Raw genomic sequence first — 20,542 nt, forward strand, 5'->3', positions numbered from 1 at the left:
CTGGCCCTAGAGCGGCATTGGATCTAAAACACTCATTATGTCTTATACTCACCAAAATGCTGAGCCCGATCACGCCGACTTAATTGATAATGTGGCTACCCATCCTACGCCAGAAGGTCTGATGCTCACCCTCATGCCAGCTGGACTGATGCCTAGACTTAGCGCATGGTTTATAGATTTTGCCATTCGCGCAGTACTGCTAATTATTATCGGGGTGGTGAGCGCTTTTTTTGCGACAGCAGGGACTGGGTTTTTGGCCATTGGTTATTTTTTGATCACTTGGCTATATCCAGTCTATTTTGAGGTATACCGTGATGGCAAGACCCCAGGAAAGAAGAATCAAGGCATCTACGTCTGCCATGATGATGGCACGCCTATCTCACTGCAATCTTCAATGATTCGTAACCTATTACGCGTGGCCGATTTTTTACCAATGGGGTTTACGGCAGGTGCTTTGACGATGATGTTCACTCGTCAGTCTCAGCGTATTGGCGATATCGTAGCGGGTACGTTAGTAGTCTATCAACAGCAAGATGATATCGAAAAGCTCTACAAAAGCGTCTATGGCTTGGTGGCACATCCGGCAGCTACGAACGGTAGCGTTACTTCTAGTACTTCGCCTATCAATGATAATTTAAATCACATTAATGCCACTTTTGATGCCGCTTCGCCTTTATTCTTTTATCCGCTTCAATTGGTAGAGCAACAAGCCTTAGTCTCTTATTCAGAGCGCACTGCTTTTTTATCAGAGGCGCGCCAGCAAGAGATTGCTTCAGCGCTAGCACCATTGGTGCTTAGCAAACAGCACTCACCAGCTGCCAAAAAACAAGCAGTGCAACAGGCCGTGGCTCAAAAAGCCTTGCTCATTCAAGGTCAATACTCTGTAGACAGCTCGCGAGCTAACTTTGCAAGCGTCACCTCAAAAACTGGCAATACAAATTTGCAAGGAGAGGGGCGATGAAACAGCGGCAATTTGAAAGCCAGCATCAAGCAATGTGGCAACGCTTTAGTAGTCTGCTTGACAACGATGTTCAGAGCCAAACGCCAAGCCGATTTCTTGCCGCACAAGCTGCCACGGCGCGGCAGTCTGATGTCTCTACTTCTGACTCTACCTCTAGCCCAGCTAAGGTGGCCGATCAGGGCAGCTTCCTTGAACCCAACGCTTCAGGCTATGAGTTTATCCAGCTGTACCGCATTATTTGTCAACATTATGCCTTAGCCAAACAGCGTCATTACAGTCCTCAGTTGGTACAGTATCTCAATGAGTTGGTAGTCCTAGGTCATCAAGAGTTGTATCAGCGAGACAGCCATATTTGGACTCGGATATATCGCTTTTTTACCTATACTTTTCCAGTCCGGCTTCGCAGTCATTCAGGGCTACTACTGCTTAGTCTATTGTGCTTTTTGATTCCTGCGATACTCATGGCCTGGGCTTGCTATGAGCATGCGGATATGCTGTATAGCATTATGCCAAGCGAGCAAGTTAGGCAGATGGAGGAAATGTACAATCCAGCCAATGACATGATTGGTCGTGACAGTAGCCGTCGCTCTGATACAGATATCGCGATGTTCGGCTTCTATATTTATAATAATATCGGTATTGATTTTCGTATCTATGGTATGGGGATTTTTGCAGGTATCGGTACGCTGCTAAGCCTACTGTATAACGGCTTGGTCATTGGCGGAGTGGCTGGTCATCTGAGTGGATTGGGCTTTAGTGAGACATTCTGGCCCTTTGTGGCCACGCACAGCTCATTTGAGCTGACAGCAGCCGTCATTAGTGGCGCTGCGGGGTTAAGATTGGCACAGTCACTATTTATGCCAGGCAATTTTAAGCGTATTGATGCCTTTAAGATTGCGGGCAAGCAAAGTATTGAGCTATTAATTGGTGCGGCGACGATGACTTTTATTGCAGCTTTTATCGAGGCTTTTTGGTCATCATCCTCTATTATTCCTGCTTTTGTAAAATATACCGTGGCGGCGATATCTTGGTTGGCAGTATTAAGCTACTTATATCTTGCCGGACGCCGTGAACACGCAGAGCTTATGAGAGGGCGCAATTACTCGAGCAGCAATTATCCTAGCATTGATAAGCAAAAGCCTGCGCCTAAAAGTGCCAATTCAGCAGCGGTGAGTGACTCCTTATGAATATTGATAACATGAAAGTTGCTGTCCGGCCAATGAGCACACCGCAAGCTCTGGATCTGGGGATGGTCATGGCAAGGCATTGGTTCTTGCCTTTGTGGAAGATTTGGCTGGGCATGGCCGCTCCCGTCTTTTTGCTAGTTTATATTGGTGGGATATTATTGGATCTGCAGTGGGATATGAACGCCGGCTTGATCGGTGGGCTGATATTTTGGTGGTTAAAACCGTTATATGAAAAGCCAATGATTGCTTGGTTAGGTCAAGCTTTGTTTTCAGATACACCGAGTGTCAAGGCGACTATCAAGACAGGTTGGCGCAGCCTGAGGCTGTATGCGTTACCTTTACTGCTATCTAGGCGATTGTCGCTTCAGCGTCAGCTCATACAGCCCGTTTTGATGCTAGAGCGCCCTGATAAACAACAGCTAAAATCTCGACTACAGATATTGTCACTTGGTCAAGGAGGCGGGCTAGGCTGGCATACCATCGTGATGGTGCATATTGAGATGGTTATTAGTATCAGTGTCTTAGTACTCCTATGGCAGCTTATTCCCACTGAATTTATGTCCTCAGAGACCTTGTTTAATTATATTGAGCAGGCGCCGCTATGGGGCGATATTGCTTGGGCCTGCATTTACTTTTTGGCGGCTAGTATCGTTGCACCATTTTTTATTGCCGGTGGGTTTGCCGTCTATCTTACCAAGCGCTGTTTATTAGAGGGTTGGGATGTGGAGTTGGTATTTAAGCAGCTACGACTTCGCTATGAGCGCAGTCAAGCCAATCCGTTGACCCAGATTAAACACGGCAATAACTCACAGTTATCTCATAACGCCGCGTTGACCACACCGTCAGTTAATCAGTCTTCCTTAGATTCACTAGATGCAGCTGTAAAGGAGGGGAGATAATGCTATCAATCTTCGCCCTTAATCGGCTGCTCTGCCTAACTCGTATTGGCTCGTTCGCGCTATTCCCTCTGTTGGGTGTGCTAATGGTGACCAGCTCACTAGCGCAAGCCCAGACTGAGCCTCTCGCCAGTCAGCTGATAACCAGTCAATCGCTAAGCACCTCTCAAGCTGCTGCACCATCCAATAGTGCTGTCAATACTGGTGGCGATGCCAACGCAGTCAGTACGGATATTATGCCGCAATCGAGGCGTGCACCTGAGCATATTCGGCAAGATTTGGTCACTCTTATCACCAGTGATGACTATGCCACTGCCAAAGAAGTCAAAAAATGGCAACGTATTCCTCAGTCTAAAGATTCATCGAAGCTGAACTTAACTTGGTTAGAAAAGCTTCTACGCTTCTTATTGGGTAGCTCAGCAGATACCGATACCTGGACAGCGATATTATCACTGATATTAAAGACGCTGTTAGTAGTAGCATTGATAGCCTTTATTGTTTGGGTCGCTCGCCGAGCTGGCTATCTATCAGGGCTAGTCAACCCGTTACAGCGCGTCAAGTCTCACCGCAGTCAGGTAGAAGCGTATTCTGCCGACGCATTGTCACAAAGCTGGACGCAGCTACCTGACCATGACGCCATCCCTCATACTGTCCAAGAGCTTTTAGAGCAAAAGCAACTGGCGGCGGCAGCCTCTGTTATGTATCGCGGTGCAATGCGCTGGCTGGCCTTGAGTCAAGATCTATATATAGCACCCGCTACCACCGAATTACAATGTATTGAGCAAATCAAAGCCTTCTCGCAACAGAGTCTATTGGGTCAATCAAGCCAAGAGTATTTGTATATTAGTGAGATTATCAAGTTATGGGTTCAGGCCGCTTATGACAAGCAAAAAAACGACGCACAGAGAACTTCTCTACAGCTTAAGCTTAGACACTCTGCTGAGCGCTGGACAAGCGAGCTGCCCCTTAATGGTTCACGCTCCAAACTTGCCAAGCGAGCGTCTAGCATGACTGCCAATACCGCGACTAGGGGGGCTTCGTAATGAGTATGCGCTCCTCAAATACGCCACGAAGCCAACGTATGACATCTGGTAGCAATCGCCTTACATCGGCAGTGACTGATATTCACCCAGGCTATTTGTTTTGCATGCTGCTATTGAGTGCTTTTATCGGTTGGTTTGCTTGGTGGTTTTTGCATAACTTTGAGCGGGTGACCGTCACTGATTACGCCTTAAAGCCTGCTGCACAGTACAACCCTTACTATGCTGCTGAAATATTGATTAACCATCAGCGTCAAAGCGAAAATGTCGCGGATGATGATAATGACGTTGCGCAAACGCTACTGGACAGCAACTTAAAACTACTACTGGATGATTTACCGCCTTTAGAAGATGCAGAAGGGACGAAGGCGCAAGGAAAACGCCCTACACTTATTATCAATGATGTGGGTAATAAACTAACTGAGCCTCGCTTCGTTAAATTAAAAACTTGGGTAGAGCAGGGTGGTCACGTCATTACCTTTACCTCAGACAGTAGCTCGTTTGATGATATGCAAGCTGTCCTTGATCGACTCACTGAATTACAAAAGCAGCAGTTAACAGCAGAACATATTAGTAACGATCAGACCTTACAAGCCTTGATTGATAAGTTAGATTCGGGCAATCAGTTTTTGGCGAAGCTGGGTATTTTTGCGGTTCAGCCAAAGACTGAGGGTGATGATGAAGACGACATTGAGGTACAAATTGAGAGTCTGATCGAAGATCTCCAGCAGCAAAGTGAAAAACCGTCGATTTCTGATAAAGACTTCTTAGAAAGTACCCTTGAGATACTTGCAGAAGAGCAGCCATTAACCTTAATAGCGCCCATGACACTGCCTAGGGACGATATTAGGACTGCGCAGCGTTTAGCGCCTCAAAATGGTCTGATGGTACAAAGCCAACATCGTAACCATCATCTCAATACAGAGCTATTTCGAGCGCTATATCCACAAGCTGCTCACATACATAAGTCTCAGCAGCCTAGTGAGCAGGCGGCGCTGATTCGTCGCTACTTAAATGAGCAACTAACAAGGCTAGCAGTACCCAGCGCGCAATCAGATAGCTCCCAAGCAAATGCTCCGCAGCAGGATAACCAACCGCGACTCCCTAGCTTGAAGCTTACGCGCCTCATCAAAGCCATGCTCGCTCTAGATGACGCTAAGCTAGTAGCACTGTTTAAGCCGGCTGATGAGATTTTTTTCGACAGTCGCTTTGGTAAAGGTCGCATTAGCGTATTGATTGATAATGAGAGTTTTGCCAACCCTAATCCCAGTATAGATTTGCCGCAAAATAAATCTATATTGGACCATATCGAAGACAGTCTTAATGAGGGTAATAATGGTGATGATAATTCAGAATCTGGTTTAACTTTGACGACTTCTTTGGCTGAATTACTGTCTCCTTCATTTAGGATAACCTTATTAAGTGCTGATAATGCGGCATGGCTAAGTGAGCTAACTGCCGATAGTAGTAGCGTATGGATATTACCTAATAATGATGTTGATCCACTGCCAGTTATGCTTTGGAAGCAAGCGAGAGTGGCGGTATTAGGGCTTGGGCTATTATCGATACTATGGCTTTGGTCACTGTATAACCGCTTTGGTAAACGGGCGCAACTGTCTACAGATCAAGCTCACGATATCATGCGTTATTTTCGGCAAGTGGGACGTTATGGTTGGCAGCAAGATAAAGCAGCTAAACTAACGAAAACGACCCAGCAACAGACGCAGCAATTGGTCAAAGAAGAGCTTAAACGCCATCTTCAGCTAACCGAGCAGTCTATAGACAACGCTCTGAATACCCCTCTAAAAGACTTTGACAATACCGCTCTTAATGCTATTAATGAAAGTAGCGCGGCTTATATTGAGCAGCTGCATCAGATGCTCATTCAGCGCCTAAAAGATAAGCAGCAGATGGTCGGCAGTGCGGTGCAAGATAGTCAAGAGTATATTGGTGCAAGCTCTAGTAAACTGACTAATCGTAGCGCTGATGACAGTAAAGGGCTGACACATAATCAATGGCTTGATAACGATGAATTTATTCAATCAATAATTTCACCAGCTCGTTTACGCTTAGCATTAACATCGACTACTCGTGAGAGTCAACAGGCAGCTACATACACCCAAATAACGCAAACGCTATGGGCCATTCAATGGTTATTAAGATAAAAAAAAGTGTATGCGCTAGCCTGTGACTCAGAAAATTTTAACAAAAAGTCTTAGCAAAAGTTAGATGCGCTAATGGCTACCAAGAACAGTACCGTTAACTGATGAACAATTTATATTCATATTCAAAGTTTTTAGCATTAGGAAAAATTAATGGAATTCCAAAGCAATAATACTGCCAATACCAATAAAGATAATACGGATCATTCTGCCGACCATGAGTCAGCCAGTATTGCTAGCTCTCAAGCACCACTATCTCAGGTATCACCGTCTCAAGCTGCGACGAATGCAGAGGATCATGCCCATGTCTGGCAGCAAGCGGCCGAACAATCTGCATCACTAATGGCTGCTGTTGGCAAAGCGATGATTGGTCAAGAAGATATCATTAATCAGGTCTGTATTTGTCTTATTGCAGGCGGGCATGCCTTGATAGAGGGTCTACCAGGCTTAGGTAAAACTTTAATGGTTAAGGCCTACGCTAAGGCCATTGGTGGCACTTATCATAGAGTTCAGTTTACCCCTGATCTGATGCCTGCTGATATCACAGGTCATACGCTTTATGACATGCAAAATAGTAAATGGAAGGTTCGCCGCGGTCCAGTTTTCTGCAATCTGTTATTAGCAGATGAGATCAACCGCGCTTCAGCAAAGACTCAGTCCGCCTTACTAGAAGTCATGCAAGAGCAGCAAGTTACCATCGAAGGCACTACCTATGCGGTTGCAGAGCCTTTTATTACCATTGCGACACAAAATCCGCTTGAGCATGAAGGTACTTACCCCTTACCTGAAGCCCAGCTGGATCGGTTTTTGTTTAATATCATGATTGACTATCCCACCGAGGCTAATGAAGCGTTGATGCTAAAAACGATACTAGGGGGTAGTATCGGTGCAACGTTAGACTTGTCTGCTGTGCCGCAAGTAATGACACCAGAGCGCTTGGTAGAGTTACAGCAACTCGCTGCCAAAGTAAGCCTAGATGACAGAGTGGTGCAGTATGCATTACAGCTCACCAGAATGACGCGCCAGCATCAAGGTATCGCTGCTGGGGCTGGGCCAAGGGGCGGGATTGCGTTGCTGCGAGCAGCTAGGGCTAGCGCGCTTATGGCAGGACGGCATTTTGTAATACCAGATGATATCGCTGGCGTGGCTGTTCCAGTACTGCGTCACCGTATCGCTCTTAGTGCTGATTATCAGATAGAAGGGGTGCGACCTGAGCAAGTCATCGAGCAGGTACTGGCATCTGTTGCCGCGCCGCGCCAATAGCTTAGTCAGATAGCTACAAATAAGATATCAATTGAGATACCAATGAACCCAGCTCAGCATTCAACATTACCTAAATCCAAAGTGTCTGGCGCTAATAACACTGCCACTACTGTTGACTCTAAAGGCCCGCGGGCTAATGGATCGGTAGTTGCCACGTCTCCATCATCTCACTTATGGCCACGGCTCAAACATCTGCAACCTAGCAGTCGTTTGGTAAAAGTCGTCTTTGTATGGTGGCTGGTATTGGTAGTAGCTAGCGCATTAAAACTCACTGATGGCTTTGGGATTGAAGGGTTGGCAAGAGGGGCATCACCGCTAATATCATTATGTATTGTGGTATTAGGGCTGCTAGCAGTGGTGTGTCTCATTGATGTCATATGCTTAATGGCGCGCAGCCATCCAGCAAGCTTTACTTTGTATCGAAAGTATCCAAATAACGTTCCGATTTATCATGAGTTTGACATCGTCGCTTATTTGTCAATTGACAGGCAGAGGCAGGCGTCTATTGGTAATCGATTAGCGAATGGTTTGCGCCGCTTGGGTGTGGCTCGTCAGCTGGTAATTGATTTTTATGATGATTATCCAGATCAGCTGACTTTGTTAGAGCCAATGCCTATTCGAACCACGCTACCTTTACATCCATTTTTACATTCATCTCAACAATCATCATCAGCACAAAAGAGCGATGATATTGCCCAAAGCCATATCAAAATTACTTATACTATGCTGCCCATCACCCGCGGCACAGGCTACTTTGGCCCTGCTCACATTAGGGTTTGGTCACCGCTGCGATGGTTTCGCCAGTCAGTCATTGTCACGCAAGACGCTACTACTCAGAATACTGCGTTTAACCATGATTCGCTAAATAGCAACTTGGCTGGTGCAGCTCATAAGTCGAGCTTAAGAGTATTGGCCGACTTTTCGGGGCTAATGACCAATCAATTATCAGCAATATTTGAAAAGAGTGTTGATGCTGGCGTGCAAGCTTTACGGCAGCAAGGCCATGGTAGTGACTTTTTACAGTTACGGGAGTATAGAGCAGGGGATGCCATCCGGCAGATAGACTGGAAAGCCAGCTCACGGCTACAGCGCTTGATGAGTAAAGCTTATGAAGAGGACAATGACCAGAATGTGGTGTTTTTATTAGACTGTGGTGAGCAGATGCGTCATCAGGATGTCTTTGAGGATGAGCGGGATATCGACACGGGTCTTAATAGCCAGATATTAGGTATAAGTGAAAGCGCAGATAGTCAGACCAGCTTTAGCCGAGTCAACTACTTTGATAAAGTACTCAATGCGGTATTGCTATTATCATATGTTGCCAACAAACAAAATGACAAGGTAGGGCTAATGACATTTGGTGGTATGACGCTGTATCTACCACCCAGTAAAGGGGTGTCGTTAATCCGCAATATGCTCAATGCGACCGCCGATATTAAGCCAACAATGCAGACCAGTGACTATCTCATGGCTGCTCAAGCACTATTAAAACGCCTGAATAAACGCAGTTTAGTGATCCTTATCACCAATACGCGTGCCGAAGCCAGTAGTGAGCTGCAGCAGGCAATGCAGCTATTATCACGGCATCATCAGCTGGTTTTTGCTAATTTAATGGAGCAATCCATCTTTGATAGATTGCATGGTGATAGGATGCCTGCCACTATGGATGACGCCTTACTTTATCACTCATTAGTCAATTACGAGCAAGACCGTGTGCAGCTGCATCAGACCCTTAGCCAGCATACCGGCGCAATGTGCCTGCAAACCACAGCGAGTCGATTGCCACTGACTTTGACGCAAGCTTATTTATCGCTGAAACGAAAATAGTCAGAAAAAAGCTAATTTTTTGCAAAAAGTGTTTAGAATGGAGTCAAAATAGCGCTATCAAAGACAGCTCTATTCAAAATCACTATGGGCAAGAGGGTAAGTAGCCATGACAAACACCAAGACAAATACCAAAGTTAACACTAAAGTATATCAGTCTGTTTATATCCTAGCAGAAGAGCTGCTAGAGGCGAATAGCAGAAAAGACCAAGAGACGTTTGACGCGCTTTATGCCGATTTGAAGGCAATCTGTATCGAAAACGAAGATACCGATAAAGACCACCCTGTGCAGTGGGAAGCTTTAGCCGACTTCACTGAAGATACCGATCAAGCTCTGGCGCTCTACAAGAAAGCTTTAAACAAAGCTACGGCCATTAATTCAAAAGATTATATGTCATCGATTGCCTTTTCAATGGCTGAGTTACAAGTTCAGGTGGGTCAGATAAAAGAGGCTATCGAAAACCTGAAGAACGCTAAAATCACGGCCAATAAAATTGAAGACAAACAACTTAAGAATGAAATTCATGACTTGCTGGTTGAGCTTACGGGGGATTAGCCCCGTCAAGTTAACTTTCCAAAAGGCATGGCAGGCGAGCGTCGTTGGCTCATTACTGACCTAGATGGACGCTTAATTACCGGGCGTCGCTATCCGCAAATGCTACTTTGGTAGGCAAGGATTGATGCTCAGCAAAATCTAACTCTGACCGCCCCGAATGGGGATAGTCAATCAGTTGATAAACGTGATGGCAGGCACAATCGTGAGGTAGCGGTATTTTAATTTTACTATCAAGCTAATCATAGCTACGGTGTCATAAAGCTACGCTGCGTCTAACTGGGGGTGGAAAATCAAATCTCATGTGATTGCCGTTTTAGACTATTACTACTATTTGATTCCGTTTTCAATATTCTAATGATTGAATTTTGATGGTATAAGACAGGCTCGTATTTAGACGATCAATCTGAGTTTGTCTATATAATCTGCCCAATCCTGCATCATTTTTACTCGCGTATCTAATTCATCCAGTCTATTATAAGCACCGCCATGCGTGTCTTTAATCCTATGACCCAGTTGTAACTCGGTGACGATATCCGAATAGCGCAACTCGGGTTGTTCCATCAGTAAGGTTTTGGCAGAGGCACGAAAGCCATGAGCGCATTGAACGTCTTTGTAGCCCAACCTATGGAACAATTGTACTAGCGTGGCTTTGCTAATATAGGCATTACTAGACGCGCGCATCGAGGCAAACACATACTCTTTATGACCGGTCATCGCTTGAATTTCTCGTAAACGGTGAATAACTTGCGTCGCTAACGGCACAACTAGGTGTGACACCATATCATCACGGCCTTGGCCTTTGGTGGGGGAGAACTCCCAGAGCTTATTGTTCCAATCAATATCTCGCCAGCGCATGGAGCGCAAATCAATACTGCGGACGAATACATAAGGTAGCAGGTTCATAGCGGCTAGAGTAATGGCACTAGCTCCTTTAAACGCTGCCATATCCTGTAATAGCTTAGCAAACTTGTCGGGCTTGGTGATGGCAGGTAAGTGTTTGCCTGAATTGGCCGGAGCCAACTCACCTCGAGTATCTACGGCCACATTGCGTTCGCACAGCCCTCGGGCTACCGCAAAGGCGAATACTTTTTCCGTATAGAGCCGCGTACTAGCGCCCACAAAGGTCGCTTGGTTGTCATTGTTTTGAATAGACTCACAGACACTTAATATCATCTCGCTGGTGATGTCATTCATCCTTATATCACCAATTTCACGGCACATATATCCTAAGCACAGATCCCAAAACGCAAGGGTCGATTCACTAAACGACAGCTTGCTAGATTTAGCCATGCGGCGGCTAGCTATCTTGTTATCGCGCCAAGCTTGAACTATCTCAGCAAACGTAGCGTTCTTCAAGTGTGCATATTTATTTACTTTTTCTTGCTGGTGAATGGCTTTGGGATCAACCCCTTGGGCGACCATGGCCAAGATAGCGTCGGCTTTATATTTCACCTCATGCAGACTCACTTCATCGACGCGGCCTAGCATCATCCTCGGTCGTTTACCGTCTATGTGCGGATGTGGATAGCGCAGATAGTACTCTTTTTTGCCATTGGGATAGACACGCACACTTAAACCTACGACACCTGAGATATTCACTGAATAGTCCTTATTCCGGCATTCGAGATTATTAATATCGCTTATAGTGTTGATGGTCATAATTTAATCCGTAAAGTTTTGCGAGCGCGCGAGATAAAAGCTTAGGTGCTTTGGAATAGATTAAAAACCGATAGATTTGCTTATCGTCGTTAACTGTCTGAACAGCGTGCTTGTTAGCAATAGTTCCAAAGAGTTGGACACTATTTTGGACACTGATTATTTAGCTATACATCTGGAACCTTGTAAATATAGTCATCTAAGACATAATCATCCCCAAGGTAGCCTTGGGGATGATTATAGTATAATGTAAATCAAGGGAGTAAGCCATGTACGCGTTGATATATATAGCGCTAGGCTTGAGGAATAAGAGCGATACCCACAAAACTATCCGACAGTACATTTACTAAAAGAGTATCTCACCATATTTGGATAAAAAGGCATGCTCCCGTACTCGCACAGAATTAAGGAATCAGGGGCATAGTACTGTTCTATGCGAGTACGGGAGCATCTAAATTTACCGTTTATAGGTTCAAATATCGTAGGATAAGCAAAGGACTGGGTAATAGGGCAAAGTTACTCAACTTTTTGGCTGATATCTAAACCAGTGACTATTGGCATATCGAAACTATCGCAAAGGCAGTCAGTAGTCCTAGGGGGCCTAGGGACGCTGGTCACGCTGCAGATCTAACTAGCGAAGTTATCAATAGAAGACTAATCAAGAGGTCAATTGAGAGCTCAGTCAGTGATAGGCAATATGTGGTTCTAATGACAATATTATGCAACTATATTGAATTCAGACATTTATGTGCGGTAAAGGCAAGAATTTAGTTAATACGTATAGAGTCGATTGATTTTGGAGAAATACAGGGTTATTGAGAGCTTTAACAAAGGGTTAAAAGTCGTTGTCTAACTAGGTACAACGGACTTGAAAGATTTATACTCGTATTGGGCTTAAATATAAACGTATTAGATTCTGCCAACGTGTCTCAAGAACTTAATGCGAGAAGGCAATGAAGATAGCTAACTAAATAATTGCATCATTATTATCACTAAGCTGTGATTAGGACTATCTTTGCAGATCAGCTTTGTAGATCAGGATCGCCAAGTAGAATAAGGACTGAAACCAGAAGCGTTAATAATTCTCATGGAGCAGCTGTGCAATTAATTTTCTAGACTGAATACTCAGATGACCTTACAGAATTGGTCGAGCAAGAGTAGGTCATATCATTATAGAATTTCATGTTAGGATATTAGATACCGTAATAACCTTAAGCTTGAGACATTATATTTAACATAATATACATTATGCGAAAACAAACCAATCGGAATTCAGAAAATGATAAGCTAGTTCACGCAACTTACTATCTAAACCTTTTCTGTCAATTCTAAATTCTACAACAATCCTTAGAAGCTACTATGTCTGATGTTGAACACTCTTTAAATTCTACCCGCCGCGTTAGTACCAACTATGACGATTTTGATCAGCAGCATCTGTGGCATCCTTATACCACGCTGCCACCGACTTATCCTAACATCGTCATCGATCATGCCGATGGTGTTTATCTTTATAGTAAAGATGGCGGTCCTTTACTGGATGGCATGTCATCTTGGTGGGCTGCCATTCATGGTTATAATCATCCACAGCTAAATGCAGCTATTAGCACGCAGCTTGGCAAAATGGCTCACGTCATGTTTGGCGGCCTTACGCATCAGCCAGCTATCGATCTGGGTAAAAAGATACTACAATTAGCACCTGCGGCTATGGATGCTATATTCTACGCTGACAGCGGCAGTATCGCTGTTGAGGTCGCGCTTAAGATGGCGCTACAATACCAACTCTCTCAGCACAAGCCAAATAAGAACAAAATCGCCACCACGCGCTCTGGTTATTATGGTGATACTTGGCATGCCATGAGTATCTGTGACCCCGTTACTGGTATGCATAGTATATATGGCAAGCAGCTCCCCATTCAGTTGTTCACTGATATGCCACCTTTAGGCTATCAGCAAGCGCTACCGGCGTCAGTTTCTGAACAGCTGAAGACATTCTTTGCTAATAACCATACCTCTATGGCCGCCTTTATTATTGAGCCTATCGTCCAAGGTGCCGGCGGCATGCGCTTTTATAACCCTGACTATCTCAAGCTCTTACGTCAGCTCTGTCATGAATTTGACGTGTTATTAATCGCTGATGAAATTGCCACTGGCTTCGGTCGAACTGGGCGAATGTTTGCTTGTGAGCACGCTGATATCAGTCCTGACATTATGACGGTTGGCAAAGCGCTCACCGGTGGCTATATGACTTTTGCAGCGACGCTATGCACTCGGAAAGTAGCAAAAAGCATCGCAAATAGTGACTATCCTGCACTGATGCATGGCCCTACTTTTATGGGCAATCCCCTCGCCTGCGCAGTATCTAATGCCTCTTTGGAGCTGATAGTAGCAAACAACTATCCCACTAGAGCGCGCGAAATTGAGCTTATTTTACAGCATCATCTCACTGAATTATTAGATCATACTTTGGTCAATGATGTCCGTTGTCTGGGCGCTATCGGCGTTATTGAATTGCATGACGCTGTCGATATGAGCTTGTTTCAGCCCCTGCTTATTGATAATAAAGTATGGGTCCGACCTTTTGGCAAGTTGGTCTATATCATGCCGCCACTGATAATGACCGATGACGAATTAGAACTGTTATGTAGTCGTTTAAAGACAGTATTAAATCAATACTTTAGCTATCAATAAGTAGAAATTACTGATAAATTTATCCGATTACTTATTTTTTAGTTGAGTATAAATTTTAGTTATTATTTTTTTGATTACCATTAACCAACTCAAAGCTTAAGACCATTATGAATGTCACCTTTATCACCGGTATTGATACCGACATTGGCAAAACTTATACCACCGGACTATTAGCAAAGGCCCTATATGAGCACGGCTGCCGTGTCATCACACAAAAATTGGTACAGACTGGCTGTCATGACATCGCTGATGACATCGTTGCCCATCGCAAGATGATGGGGCTGCCATTGCAAGAGGTCGATGAAGACAATACTACTTGTCCCTATATTTTTTCCAAACCTGCCTCGCCGCATCTCGCGTCTGCTCTAGAGAGCCGGGCTATCGACCCTCAAGAGATTACCGCCGCTACCCACAACTTAGCTCAGCAATATGATTGGGTATTGCTAGAAGGTGCTGGCGGGCTCATGGTGCCCATTAGTGATGACCTGCTAACTATTGACTATATTGCTCGCCAGCGCTATCCAGTGATACTAGTGACTTCAGGGCGACTGGGCAGTATCAATCATACCTTGATGAGTATTGAGGTGCTAAAACATCGCTCATTGCACTTGCATGCGATTATTTATAACCATTGGCAAAGCGATGACGACGTTCAAGATCAGCAGATTGCCGCCAGTACGAAGAGCTATCTGCAACAATACCTGCAACGCTACTACCCTCATACCCACTGGATAGACTTGCCTAATATTGACGACTCCAAATTCACTGAATCTGAATCTTCATCTGACTCTGCGTTTAGCCAGTATGTGAAACAGCTGATGACTGACTGTTAGCATGATGGTAAATAATAACTCAGGCAATAAGATGGGGTTAGATGCTAATAAAACAGTGGTTGATAAGGACAAAATGGTTTGGGTAAGATAGCCTGACTAAGAAGCTGTAGCTACCTAATAAGGAGGCGCAATGAAAGATTTACCCTTAAGCTCTGCACTACCATTATTGCTTTTGTTATCTGTCAGCACGCTGGTATTGCCAGGTTGCCAACGCTCAGAGCATCAAAACTTGTCTAACATCAGTCATGTTTCTGTTGAGGCCCAATCCATGGATGCCATCAAAAATCATTCTGCGAAAGTTGCATCAGCAACTAAGCCGATAAGCGCAATTGAGCCTCCTACAGCTACTAGCCAAGTGTCTAATAAGCCAATATCTAATGTTCAACTGACTAAGCGCGAGCAAATTCAACAGCTGGCCTTAGATATTCAACACTCATTAGCCACTCATGACTTTGCAGCTATTGCGCCCTATATTCACCCAACCAAGGGGGTTCGCTTTAGTATGTACGCTTATGTACAGCCTGAGTCGGACAAAGTTTTCACCCGTAAGCAATTTACACAGTATCTAAAAGAGTCGAAAATCAAATTCACTTGGGGTCGCACAGACGGCAAGGGCGATTTGTACATCACTCCCCTTCCCGACTATTTAAGTAATTGGGTCAAAGCAGATGACTTCCAGCCGTCGAGTGCTACATTAAATGAATTTCAAGGAGCGGGTAATAGTTTGAATAACCTTAAAGAACGTTACCCAGATAGTGAATTTGTCGAATTTTACTACCCTGGTAGCAAAAAATACGATGGTATAGATTGGCGCTCATTAAGACTAGTGTTTGAAGAGTATCAGGGGCAATATTATCTACTGGCCATCATTAATGATCAGTGGACCACTTAAAAGTATCACAGTATCTCAAAGTATCAATGAGCATTAACAATATAACCTCTTAATCAGATCAAAAATGCCTTACTGGTTGTCGTGATATTTAATCGAATGTAAGGTGTAACGTTGCCGTTAGCCGACAATAAATGTTCAGCAGAGCATCTTTTGTCGTAAAACGGCTCGGGACAGACCATCAAGTCCATCATCCCTACCCGCCAATTCCCTCCTAATGATTTTGACACCTCTTTAACATAAAATACGCCACAAAAAAAAAGACCAGATAACAAGTATCTGGTCTTTTTTATGATTGCTTATGCGCTCTATGGATTACCGATTAGTAATCGCTACGACGCGGTGCGCGGTTGCCATCATTAGAGCGGCCCGCTCCACCATTAGCACCGCGGCGTTGCCCACCGCTTGGCTTACCTGCAGCTGATGGCTTGCCACTGTAGTGACCTCTACCGCCTTCACTACTGCCGCGACGATTACCACCATTACCAGCTGAGTCGCCACTATTTCCACGGTTGTCTGAGCGGCCTTGACCACTGCTTCCACGGTTGTCTGAGCGGCCTTGACCACTGCCTTTACCGCGGTAGCCACCACTGCGACTTTCACCATCATTGCTATCAGAGCTACGACCACGATAGCCGCCGCCATTTCCATTTGGACGACCACTGCCACTACGGCCACGACCATTACCTTGACCACCGCGACCACGATTGCCGCCACGACCACGTTTAGGGCCAGCACCGAACTTTAGGTCTTTGGTGTTTTTCTTAGGCTCCATACCCTCGATTTCACCGATCTCCATGGTACGTTTTAGATAGCGGTTGATGGCATCTAGCTGTGGGCGGTCATCGATACTACATAAGTTGATAGCGATACCGGTACGACCTGCACGGCCACTACGACCAATACGATGCACATAATCCTCAGTTTGACGTGGTAAGTCATAGTTGAATACGTGGGTAATACCGCTAACATCAATACCACGAGCGGCAACGTCAGTGGCCACTAGGATATCAACCTTACCAGCTTTTACATCATTAATGATTCGGCTACGCTTAGACTGCGGCAGATCACCATGTAAGAAGCGGGCTTTATGGCCTTTTTCGACTAGGCTCTTAGACAACGTCTCACAGCTACGCTTAGTAGCAGCAAAGACAATGGCTTGGTTGACTTCTGAGTCGTTCAGCAACTCATCAAGCAAGCGGTTTTTGTGATTGAAGTCATCACAGTAATAGCTGATTTCGTCAATGTGCGCTGACTCAACTTCGATAGCGATACGCTCAGGGTTTTTGGTAAAGCTCTCAGCAATTTTGCCGACTGGGCCTGCCCAAGTGGCTGATGACATGATAGTCTGACGCGATTTTGGTGCGGCTTTCATAATCATTTCGATATCATCAGCAAAGCCCATGTCCAGCATACGGTCGGCTTCATCTAGAATTAGAACGTCAAGATCCGATAGATCAATACGATCTGACTTCATGTGATCGATAAAGCGTCCTGGGGTCGCGATGATAATCTGAACGCCTTTATTAAGGGCACGAATCTGACCACCATAAGGTGCGCCGCCCACTAGCGGTACACTAAAGATATTGCGCGTCTGTGAGCTGTATTGGCGCACACTGTCACTTACTTGATTGGCAAGCTCGCGTGTCGGTGTCAAGATCACGGTATGCACGACTTTATTCGTAGACTTATTACGGATGATCTTGTCCAGTACTGGCAAGACAAATGCCGCAGTCTTACCACTACCCGTCTGTGCAGACAGTAGCAAGTCACGACCGGCAAGGGCAGATGGAATAGCTTGAGCTTGAATAGGTGTTGGGGTGTCGTAACCGGTCTTTTTAAGGGCATCAAGTAGCTCTTGAGATAGCTCAAGATCAACGAAGCTTAAATCGTCATCTGCTTTGATAGTCGGTACGTCTAGAGTATTAGTATTATCTGTCATAAATTGTCCTTTGAGACTACTTTAAAAAATTTGGGCATATAAAAGCTTGCGTCGCTGACACACAATCATTTATAAAATTAAGTAATGAATAAGGGCACAACACAGATAAGCGACGGTAGATTTGTACATCCGATGTACAAGTCAGTGACGTATTTTGGTGGTTGTTACCGTGAGTTATTAGCAGCACTCGCTATGAGCAAGTATCAGCTAATAGCAAAATCATCGGCAACAATTTAAACGGTGTCTTCTCCAGACGACAATTGCAGGCGATGTTATCAATCAGCAAGACGCGCAGTATAACACAGCTAAAATTGAAAGTTTGAATTGATTTAATATTATTTAATTAATTTACTATTGAGTAAAACAAATCGCCCTATTGCGTAATCAATATAAGATTAGATTTAGCGTTGTCCAATATAGCTAATCTACTATTAATAATGGCTAATGACCCAGCTAAGACAAGATAACTCTCGCTGACTGGCTATTAATATGAGTTTTTGTCGCTCTATCAGTGTCTCTTATTTGCTGGGTCTATACTATTTAACATCGATCATTAGATAGATAAACGCTATTCTGCTGATTTTATCGGTTTTAATACCAAATCGACACCGCGCTGAACGGCTGGTCGCGCCGCTATTTGCGCCGCCCAACGCTGCACGTTTTTATAACTGGCCACGTCCAAAAACTGTGCCGCATTGTCATATAGCTTATCCAGTACTAGCTGACCATACCAAGCCCAGATAATGATATCGGCTATCGAATAACTACCCTCACCATCGCCAATCATATACTCATGGCTGGCTAGATGCTGATCTAGTACATCAAGCTGACGCTTGCTCTCCATGGTAAAGCGGTCAATCGGGTATTGCATCGGATAAGGGGCGTACGCGTAAAAGTGACCAAAACCGCCGCCAAGATAAGGCGCACTCCCCATCTGCCACATCACCCAAGATAAGCAGTCGGCTCGCAGTTGACCTTGCTCAGTGGGAATAAATTGCTCAAATTTCTCAGCCAAGTACATCAAGATAGCCCCAGACTCAAATAACTTAACCGGCGCTTCCTTATTAGTATAGTCAACTAAGGCAGGAATCTTAGAGTTCGGATTAATGGCCACGAAGTCTGAACCAAATTGATCGCCATCCATGATATCTATCTTATAGGCATCATACTCAGCGCCTTTAACACCCAATTCCGCCAACTCTTCTAACAAGATATTCACTTTGACGCCATTGGGAGTATTCAGTGAATACAGTTGCAGTGGTTTATCGCCTACTGGCAGGGTTTGCTCATGGCGCGCGCCTGCTGTTGGGCGATTATTGCCAGCAAACTTGCCACCATTGTCTTTATCGACAGCGTCTAGTGACCAGACTTTGGGCGGTGTGTAGTTGTTGTTAGTATTAGCATTTGAATGAGAGCTGTTTGAATGAGAGGTTGTCATCACTTACTCCTTCTTTATAGGTATGGTTAGTTAAGCTAATTGGAATTATAGGGGCTAAAGAATACAGTTAGTATTGAGTTTGGTTAACTTACATTACCTTTAACGCTACCTGATTAATATCTATCATAGAGACGTGACCTTACAGTTAGCCTTAAAAAGACCAGTATTGAGCATTAAGCAGGTGGATTAGTTACAATCAAGCAGCGCTTATCGCTTAAACATCAAGGAAGACACTATTAAATGCCTGCGTTTACGTTTAAAGATAAATATTAATCAGGGTAATTATTCTATTCATGGAGGATACCACTAATGCCAAGCTTTAAGTTCCAAGATAAATACCAAGTTAAGGTTCATGTTCATGAGCCAAATCCCGACAACGACCAAGGTACCACCTTAGTATTTTTGACCGCTATTGGTGTACCGCTACGCAAGTATAGTAAATTCTTCGCTACTCTTACAGCTAAGGGCTTCACCGTCATAGGTGCTGACTACCCGTGCTGCGGTGACAATGATCCTAAGCTAAATCGCTCGGTCGATTATAACTACCAAGACATTGTCGATGACTTTATTCCCCAGTTATTAGCGTTCTCAGCGCAGCCTAATACTTATCTACTAGGCCATAGCTTGGGCGGTCATATGGCGACTATTTATAGCGCCCTTTATGATATTCCCGTCATTGGCATAGCGACAGGCAACCTGCACTATAAGAACTGGTCTGGGCGTGGTAAGTTAAATATTTTGCGCGCTGTGGCGGTGATTAAACCCTTGACCAAGATTTACGGTTACTTTCCAGGATATAAAATCAGCTTCGGCGATAAAGAAGCCAAGGGCATCATGAATGACTGGTGTCATACGGCGCTGACGGGTCGCTATGACTTTATTAGCAATCTTGATAGTAAAGGGGGCAGTAAAGGTCGGGGACTTTATTTCTATATTGAGGGCGATGATTATGCCCCTTATAAATCTACCAAAAACCTAGCCAAGCTCTGCGCTGAGCACATGCTAATACCAGTGAGTCTGCCTGATCATATTAAAGGCAATCCACACGGCGCTTGGATAAGAGATCCAGAGGTCATTGCTACAAAAATAGCTGAGCAATTACAAGCTTGAGCTGGTTCAGCTTATGTACTAAGTTGAATCCTTTGAGGTGCTCAATACGGTGACATGTAGCTAAAACCGATTCCTAAACAACAGGGCAACTGGTAAT

The 20,542-nt window shown here is 44.6% G+C and carries 15 protein-coding genes; 12 read left to right on the forward strand and 3 right to left on the reverse strand.

The annotated features are described in order from the left end of the window. Positions 1 to 37: 37 nt before the first annotated feature. The 8 genes from EGV92_RS09040 (at position 38) to EGV92_RS09075 (ending at position 9,889) form a co-directional block, all read left to right on the forward strand. Complete coding sequence (locus EGV92_RS09040) at positions 38 to 961, forward strand: RDD family protein (RefSeq protein ID WP_131668930.1); 924 nt, start codon at positions 38 to 40, stop codon at positions 959 to 961. Further along, positions 958 to 2,148, forward strand: a complete 1,191-nt coding sequence (locus EGV92_RS09045) for a stage II sporulation protein M (RefSeq protein ID WP_131668931.1) — start codon at positions 958 to 960, stop codon at positions 2,146 to 2,148. The genes EGV92_RS09040 and EGV92_RS09045 overlap by 4 nt, the downstream gene beginning before the upstream one ends. Continuing rightward, on the forward strand, positions 2,145 to 3,047 hold the full coding sequence (locus EGV92_RS09050; protein WP_131668932.1) for a hypothetical protein: 903 nt from the start codon (positions 2,145 to 2,147) through the stop codon (positions 3,045 to 3,047). The genes EGV92_RS09045 and EGV92_RS09050 overlap by 4 nt, the downstream gene beginning before the upstream one ends. Next, complete coding sequence (locus EGV92_RS09055) at positions 3,047 to 4,087, forward strand: hypothetical protein (RefSeq protein WP_131668933.1); 1,041 nt, start codon at positions 3,047 to 3,049, stop codon at positions 4,085 to 4,087. Before EGV92_RS09050 ends, EGV92_RS09055 begins: the two co-directional genes overlap by 1 nt. Continuing rightward, complete coding sequence (locus EGV92_RS09060) at positions 4,087 to 6,249, forward strand: hypothetical protein (protein WP_131668934.1); 2,163 nt, start codon at positions 4,087 to 4,089, stop codon at positions 6,247 to 6,249. The genes EGV92_RS09055 and EGV92_RS09060 overlap by 1 nt, the downstream gene beginning before the upstream one ends. Positions 6,250 to 6,399: 150 nt before the next feature. Beyond that, complete coding sequence (locus EGV92_RS09065; protein WP_131668935.1) at positions 6,400 to 7,509, forward strand: AAA family ATPase; 1,110 nt, start codon at positions 6,400 to 6,402, stop codon at positions 7,507 to 7,509. A 42-nt stretch (positions 7,510 to 7,551) separates the two neighbouring features. After that, complete coding sequence (locus tag EGV92_RS09070) at positions 7,552 to 9,336, forward strand: DUF58 domain-containing protein (RefSeq protein WP_131668936.1); 1,785 nt, start codon at positions 7,552 to 7,554, stop codon at positions 9,334 to 9,336. Between the two features lie 106 nt (positions 9,337 to 9,442). Next, positions 9,443 to 9,889: a tetratricopeptide repeat protein gene (locus EGV92_RS09075; protein WP_131668937.1), complete on the forward strand. Its 447-nt coding sequence runs from the start codon at positions 9,443 to 9,445 to the stop codon at positions 9,887 to 9,889. Positions 9,890 to 10,279: 390 nt separating this feature from the next. Here the strand turns inward: EGV92_RS09075 and EGV92_RS09085 are convergent, their stop codons facing one another. After that, complete coding sequence (locus EGV92_RS09085; protein WP_131668938.1) at positions 10,280 to 11,548, reverse strand: tyrosine-type recombinase/integrase; 1,269 nt, start codon at positions 11,546 to 11,548, stop codon at positions 10,280 to 10,282. 1,356 nt (positions 11,549 to 12,904) lie between these two features. Between EGV92_RS09085 and bioA the strand changes: the two genes are divergently transcribed. The 3 genes from bioA (at position 12,905) to EGV92_RS14105 (ending at position 15,958) form a co-directional block, all read left to right on the forward strand. After that, positions 12,905 to 14,233 (forward strand): adenosylmethionine--8-amino-7-oxononanoate transaminase, encoded by a 1,329-nt coding sequence (bioA, locus tag EGV92_RS09090; protein ID WP_131668939.1) that lies wholly within the window; start codon positions 12,905 to 12,907, stop codon positions 14,231 to 14,233. Positions 14,234 to 14,340: 107 nt separating this feature from the next. Then, the gene (gene bioD / locus EGV92_RS09095) at positions 14,341 to 15,066 is read left to right on the forward strand and encodes a dethiobiotin synthase (RefSeq protein ID WP_131668940.1); all 726 of its coding nucleotides are present in this window, start codon (positions 14,341 to 14,343) and stop codon (positions 15,064 to 15,066) included. 130 nt (positions 15,067 to 15,196) lie between these two features. Continuing rightward, positions 15,197 to 15,958 (forward strand): hypothetical protein, encoded by a 762-nt coding sequence (locus tag EGV92_RS14105; RefSeq protein WP_207401774.1) that lies wholly within the window; start codon positions 15,197 to 15,199, stop codon positions 15,956 to 15,958. Positions 15,959 to 16,277: 319 nt separating this feature from the next. Here the strand turns inward: EGV92_RS14105 and csdA are convergent, their stop codons facing one another. Beyond that, positions 16,278 to 17,897, reverse strand: a complete 1,620-nt coding sequence (gene csdA / locus EGV92_RS09105; RefSeq protein WP_131668941.1) for a DEAD/DEAH box helicase CsdA — start codon at positions 17,895 to 17,897, stop codon at positions 16,278 to 16,280. 568 nt (positions 17,898 to 18,465) lie between these two features. Further along, positions 18,466 to 19,335: a glutathione-dependent disulfide-bond oxidoreductase gene (yghU, locus tag EGV92_RS09110; protein WP_131668942.1), complete on the reverse strand. Its 870-nt coding sequence runs from the start codon at positions 19,333 to 19,335 to the stop codon at positions 18,466 to 18,468. Positions 19,336 to 19,644: 309 nt separating this feature from the next. Between yghU and EGV92_RS09115 the strand changes: the two genes are divergently transcribed. Beyond that, entirely contained in the window at positions 19,645 to 20,445 is an 801-nt protein-coding gene (locus tag EGV92_RS09115; protein WP_131668943.1) for an alpha/beta fold hydrolase, read from the forward strand. Positions 20,446 to 20,542: the final 97 nt, after the last annotated feature.

Source organism: Psychrobacter pygoscelis, assembly GCF_004335015.1.
Lineage (GTDB): Bacteria > Pseudomonadota > Gammaproteobacteria > Pseudomonadales > Moraxellaceae > Psychrobacter > Psychrobacter pygoscelis.

What these genes read in the sequence shown, in the direction of transcription:
- csdA (WP_131668941.1), bottom strand. Translation starts at nt 17,897, where the DNA reads ATGACAGATAATACTAATACTCTAGACGTACCGACTATCAAAGCAGAT.
- EGV92_RS09075 (WP_131668937.1), top strand. Translation starts at nt 9,443, where the DNA reads ATGACAAACACCAAGACAAATACCAAAGTTAACACTAAAGTATATCAG.
- yghU (WP_131668942.1), bottom strand. Translation starts at nt 19,335, where the DNA reads ATGACAACCTCTCATTCAAACAGCTCTCATTCAAATGCTAATACTAAC.
- EGV92_RS14105 (WP_207401774.1), top strand. Translation starts at nt 15,197, where the DNA reads ATGAAAGATTTACCCTTAAGCTCTGCACTACCATTATTGCTTTTGTTA.
- EGV92_RS09050 (WP_131668932.1), top strand. Translation starts at nt 2,145, where the DNA reads ATGAATATTGATAACATGAAAGTTGCTGTCCGGCCAATGAGCACACCG.
- EGV92_RS09065 (WP_131668935.1), top strand. Translation starts at nt 6,400, where the DNA reads ATGGAATTCCAAAGCAATAATACTGCCAATACCAATAAAGATAATACG.
- EGV92_RS09115 (WP_131668943.1), top strand. Translation starts at nt 19,645, where the DNA reads ATGCCAAGCTTTAAGTTCCAAGATAAATACCAAGTTAAGGTTCATGTT.
- bioD (WP_131668940.1), top strand. Translation starts at nt 14,341, where the DNA reads ATGAATGTCACCTTTATCACCGGTATTGATACCGACATTGGCAAAACT.
- bioA (WP_131668939.1), top strand. Translation starts at nt 12,905, where the DNA reads ATGTCTGATGTTGAACACTCTTTAAATTCTACCCGCCGCGTTAGTACC.
- EGV92_RS09085 (WP_131668938.1), bottom strand. Translation starts at nt 11,548, where the DNA reads ATGACCATCAACACTATAAGCGATATTAATAATCTCGAATGCCGGAAT.
- EGV92_RS09045 (WP_131668931.1), top strand. Translation starts at nt 958, where the DNA reads ATGAAACAGCGGCAATTTGAAAGCCAGCATCAAGCAATGTGGCAACGC.
- EGV92_RS09040 (WP_131668930.1), top strand. Translation starts at nt 38, where the DNA reads ATGTCTTATACTCACCAAAATGCTGAGCCCGATCACGCCGACTTAATT.
- EGV92_RS09055 (WP_131668933.1), top strand. Translation starts at nt 3,047, where the DNA reads ATGCTATCAATCTTCGCCCTTAATCGGCTGCTCTGCCTAACTCGTATT.
- EGV92_RS09070 (WP_131668936.1), top strand. Translation starts at nt 7,552, where the DNA reads ATGAACCCAGCTCAGCATTCAACATTACCTAAATCCAAAGTGTCTGGC.
- EGV92_RS09060 (WP_131668934.1), top strand. Translation starts at nt 4,087, where the DNA reads ATGAGTATGCGCTCCTCAAATACGCCACGAAGCCAACGTATGACATCT.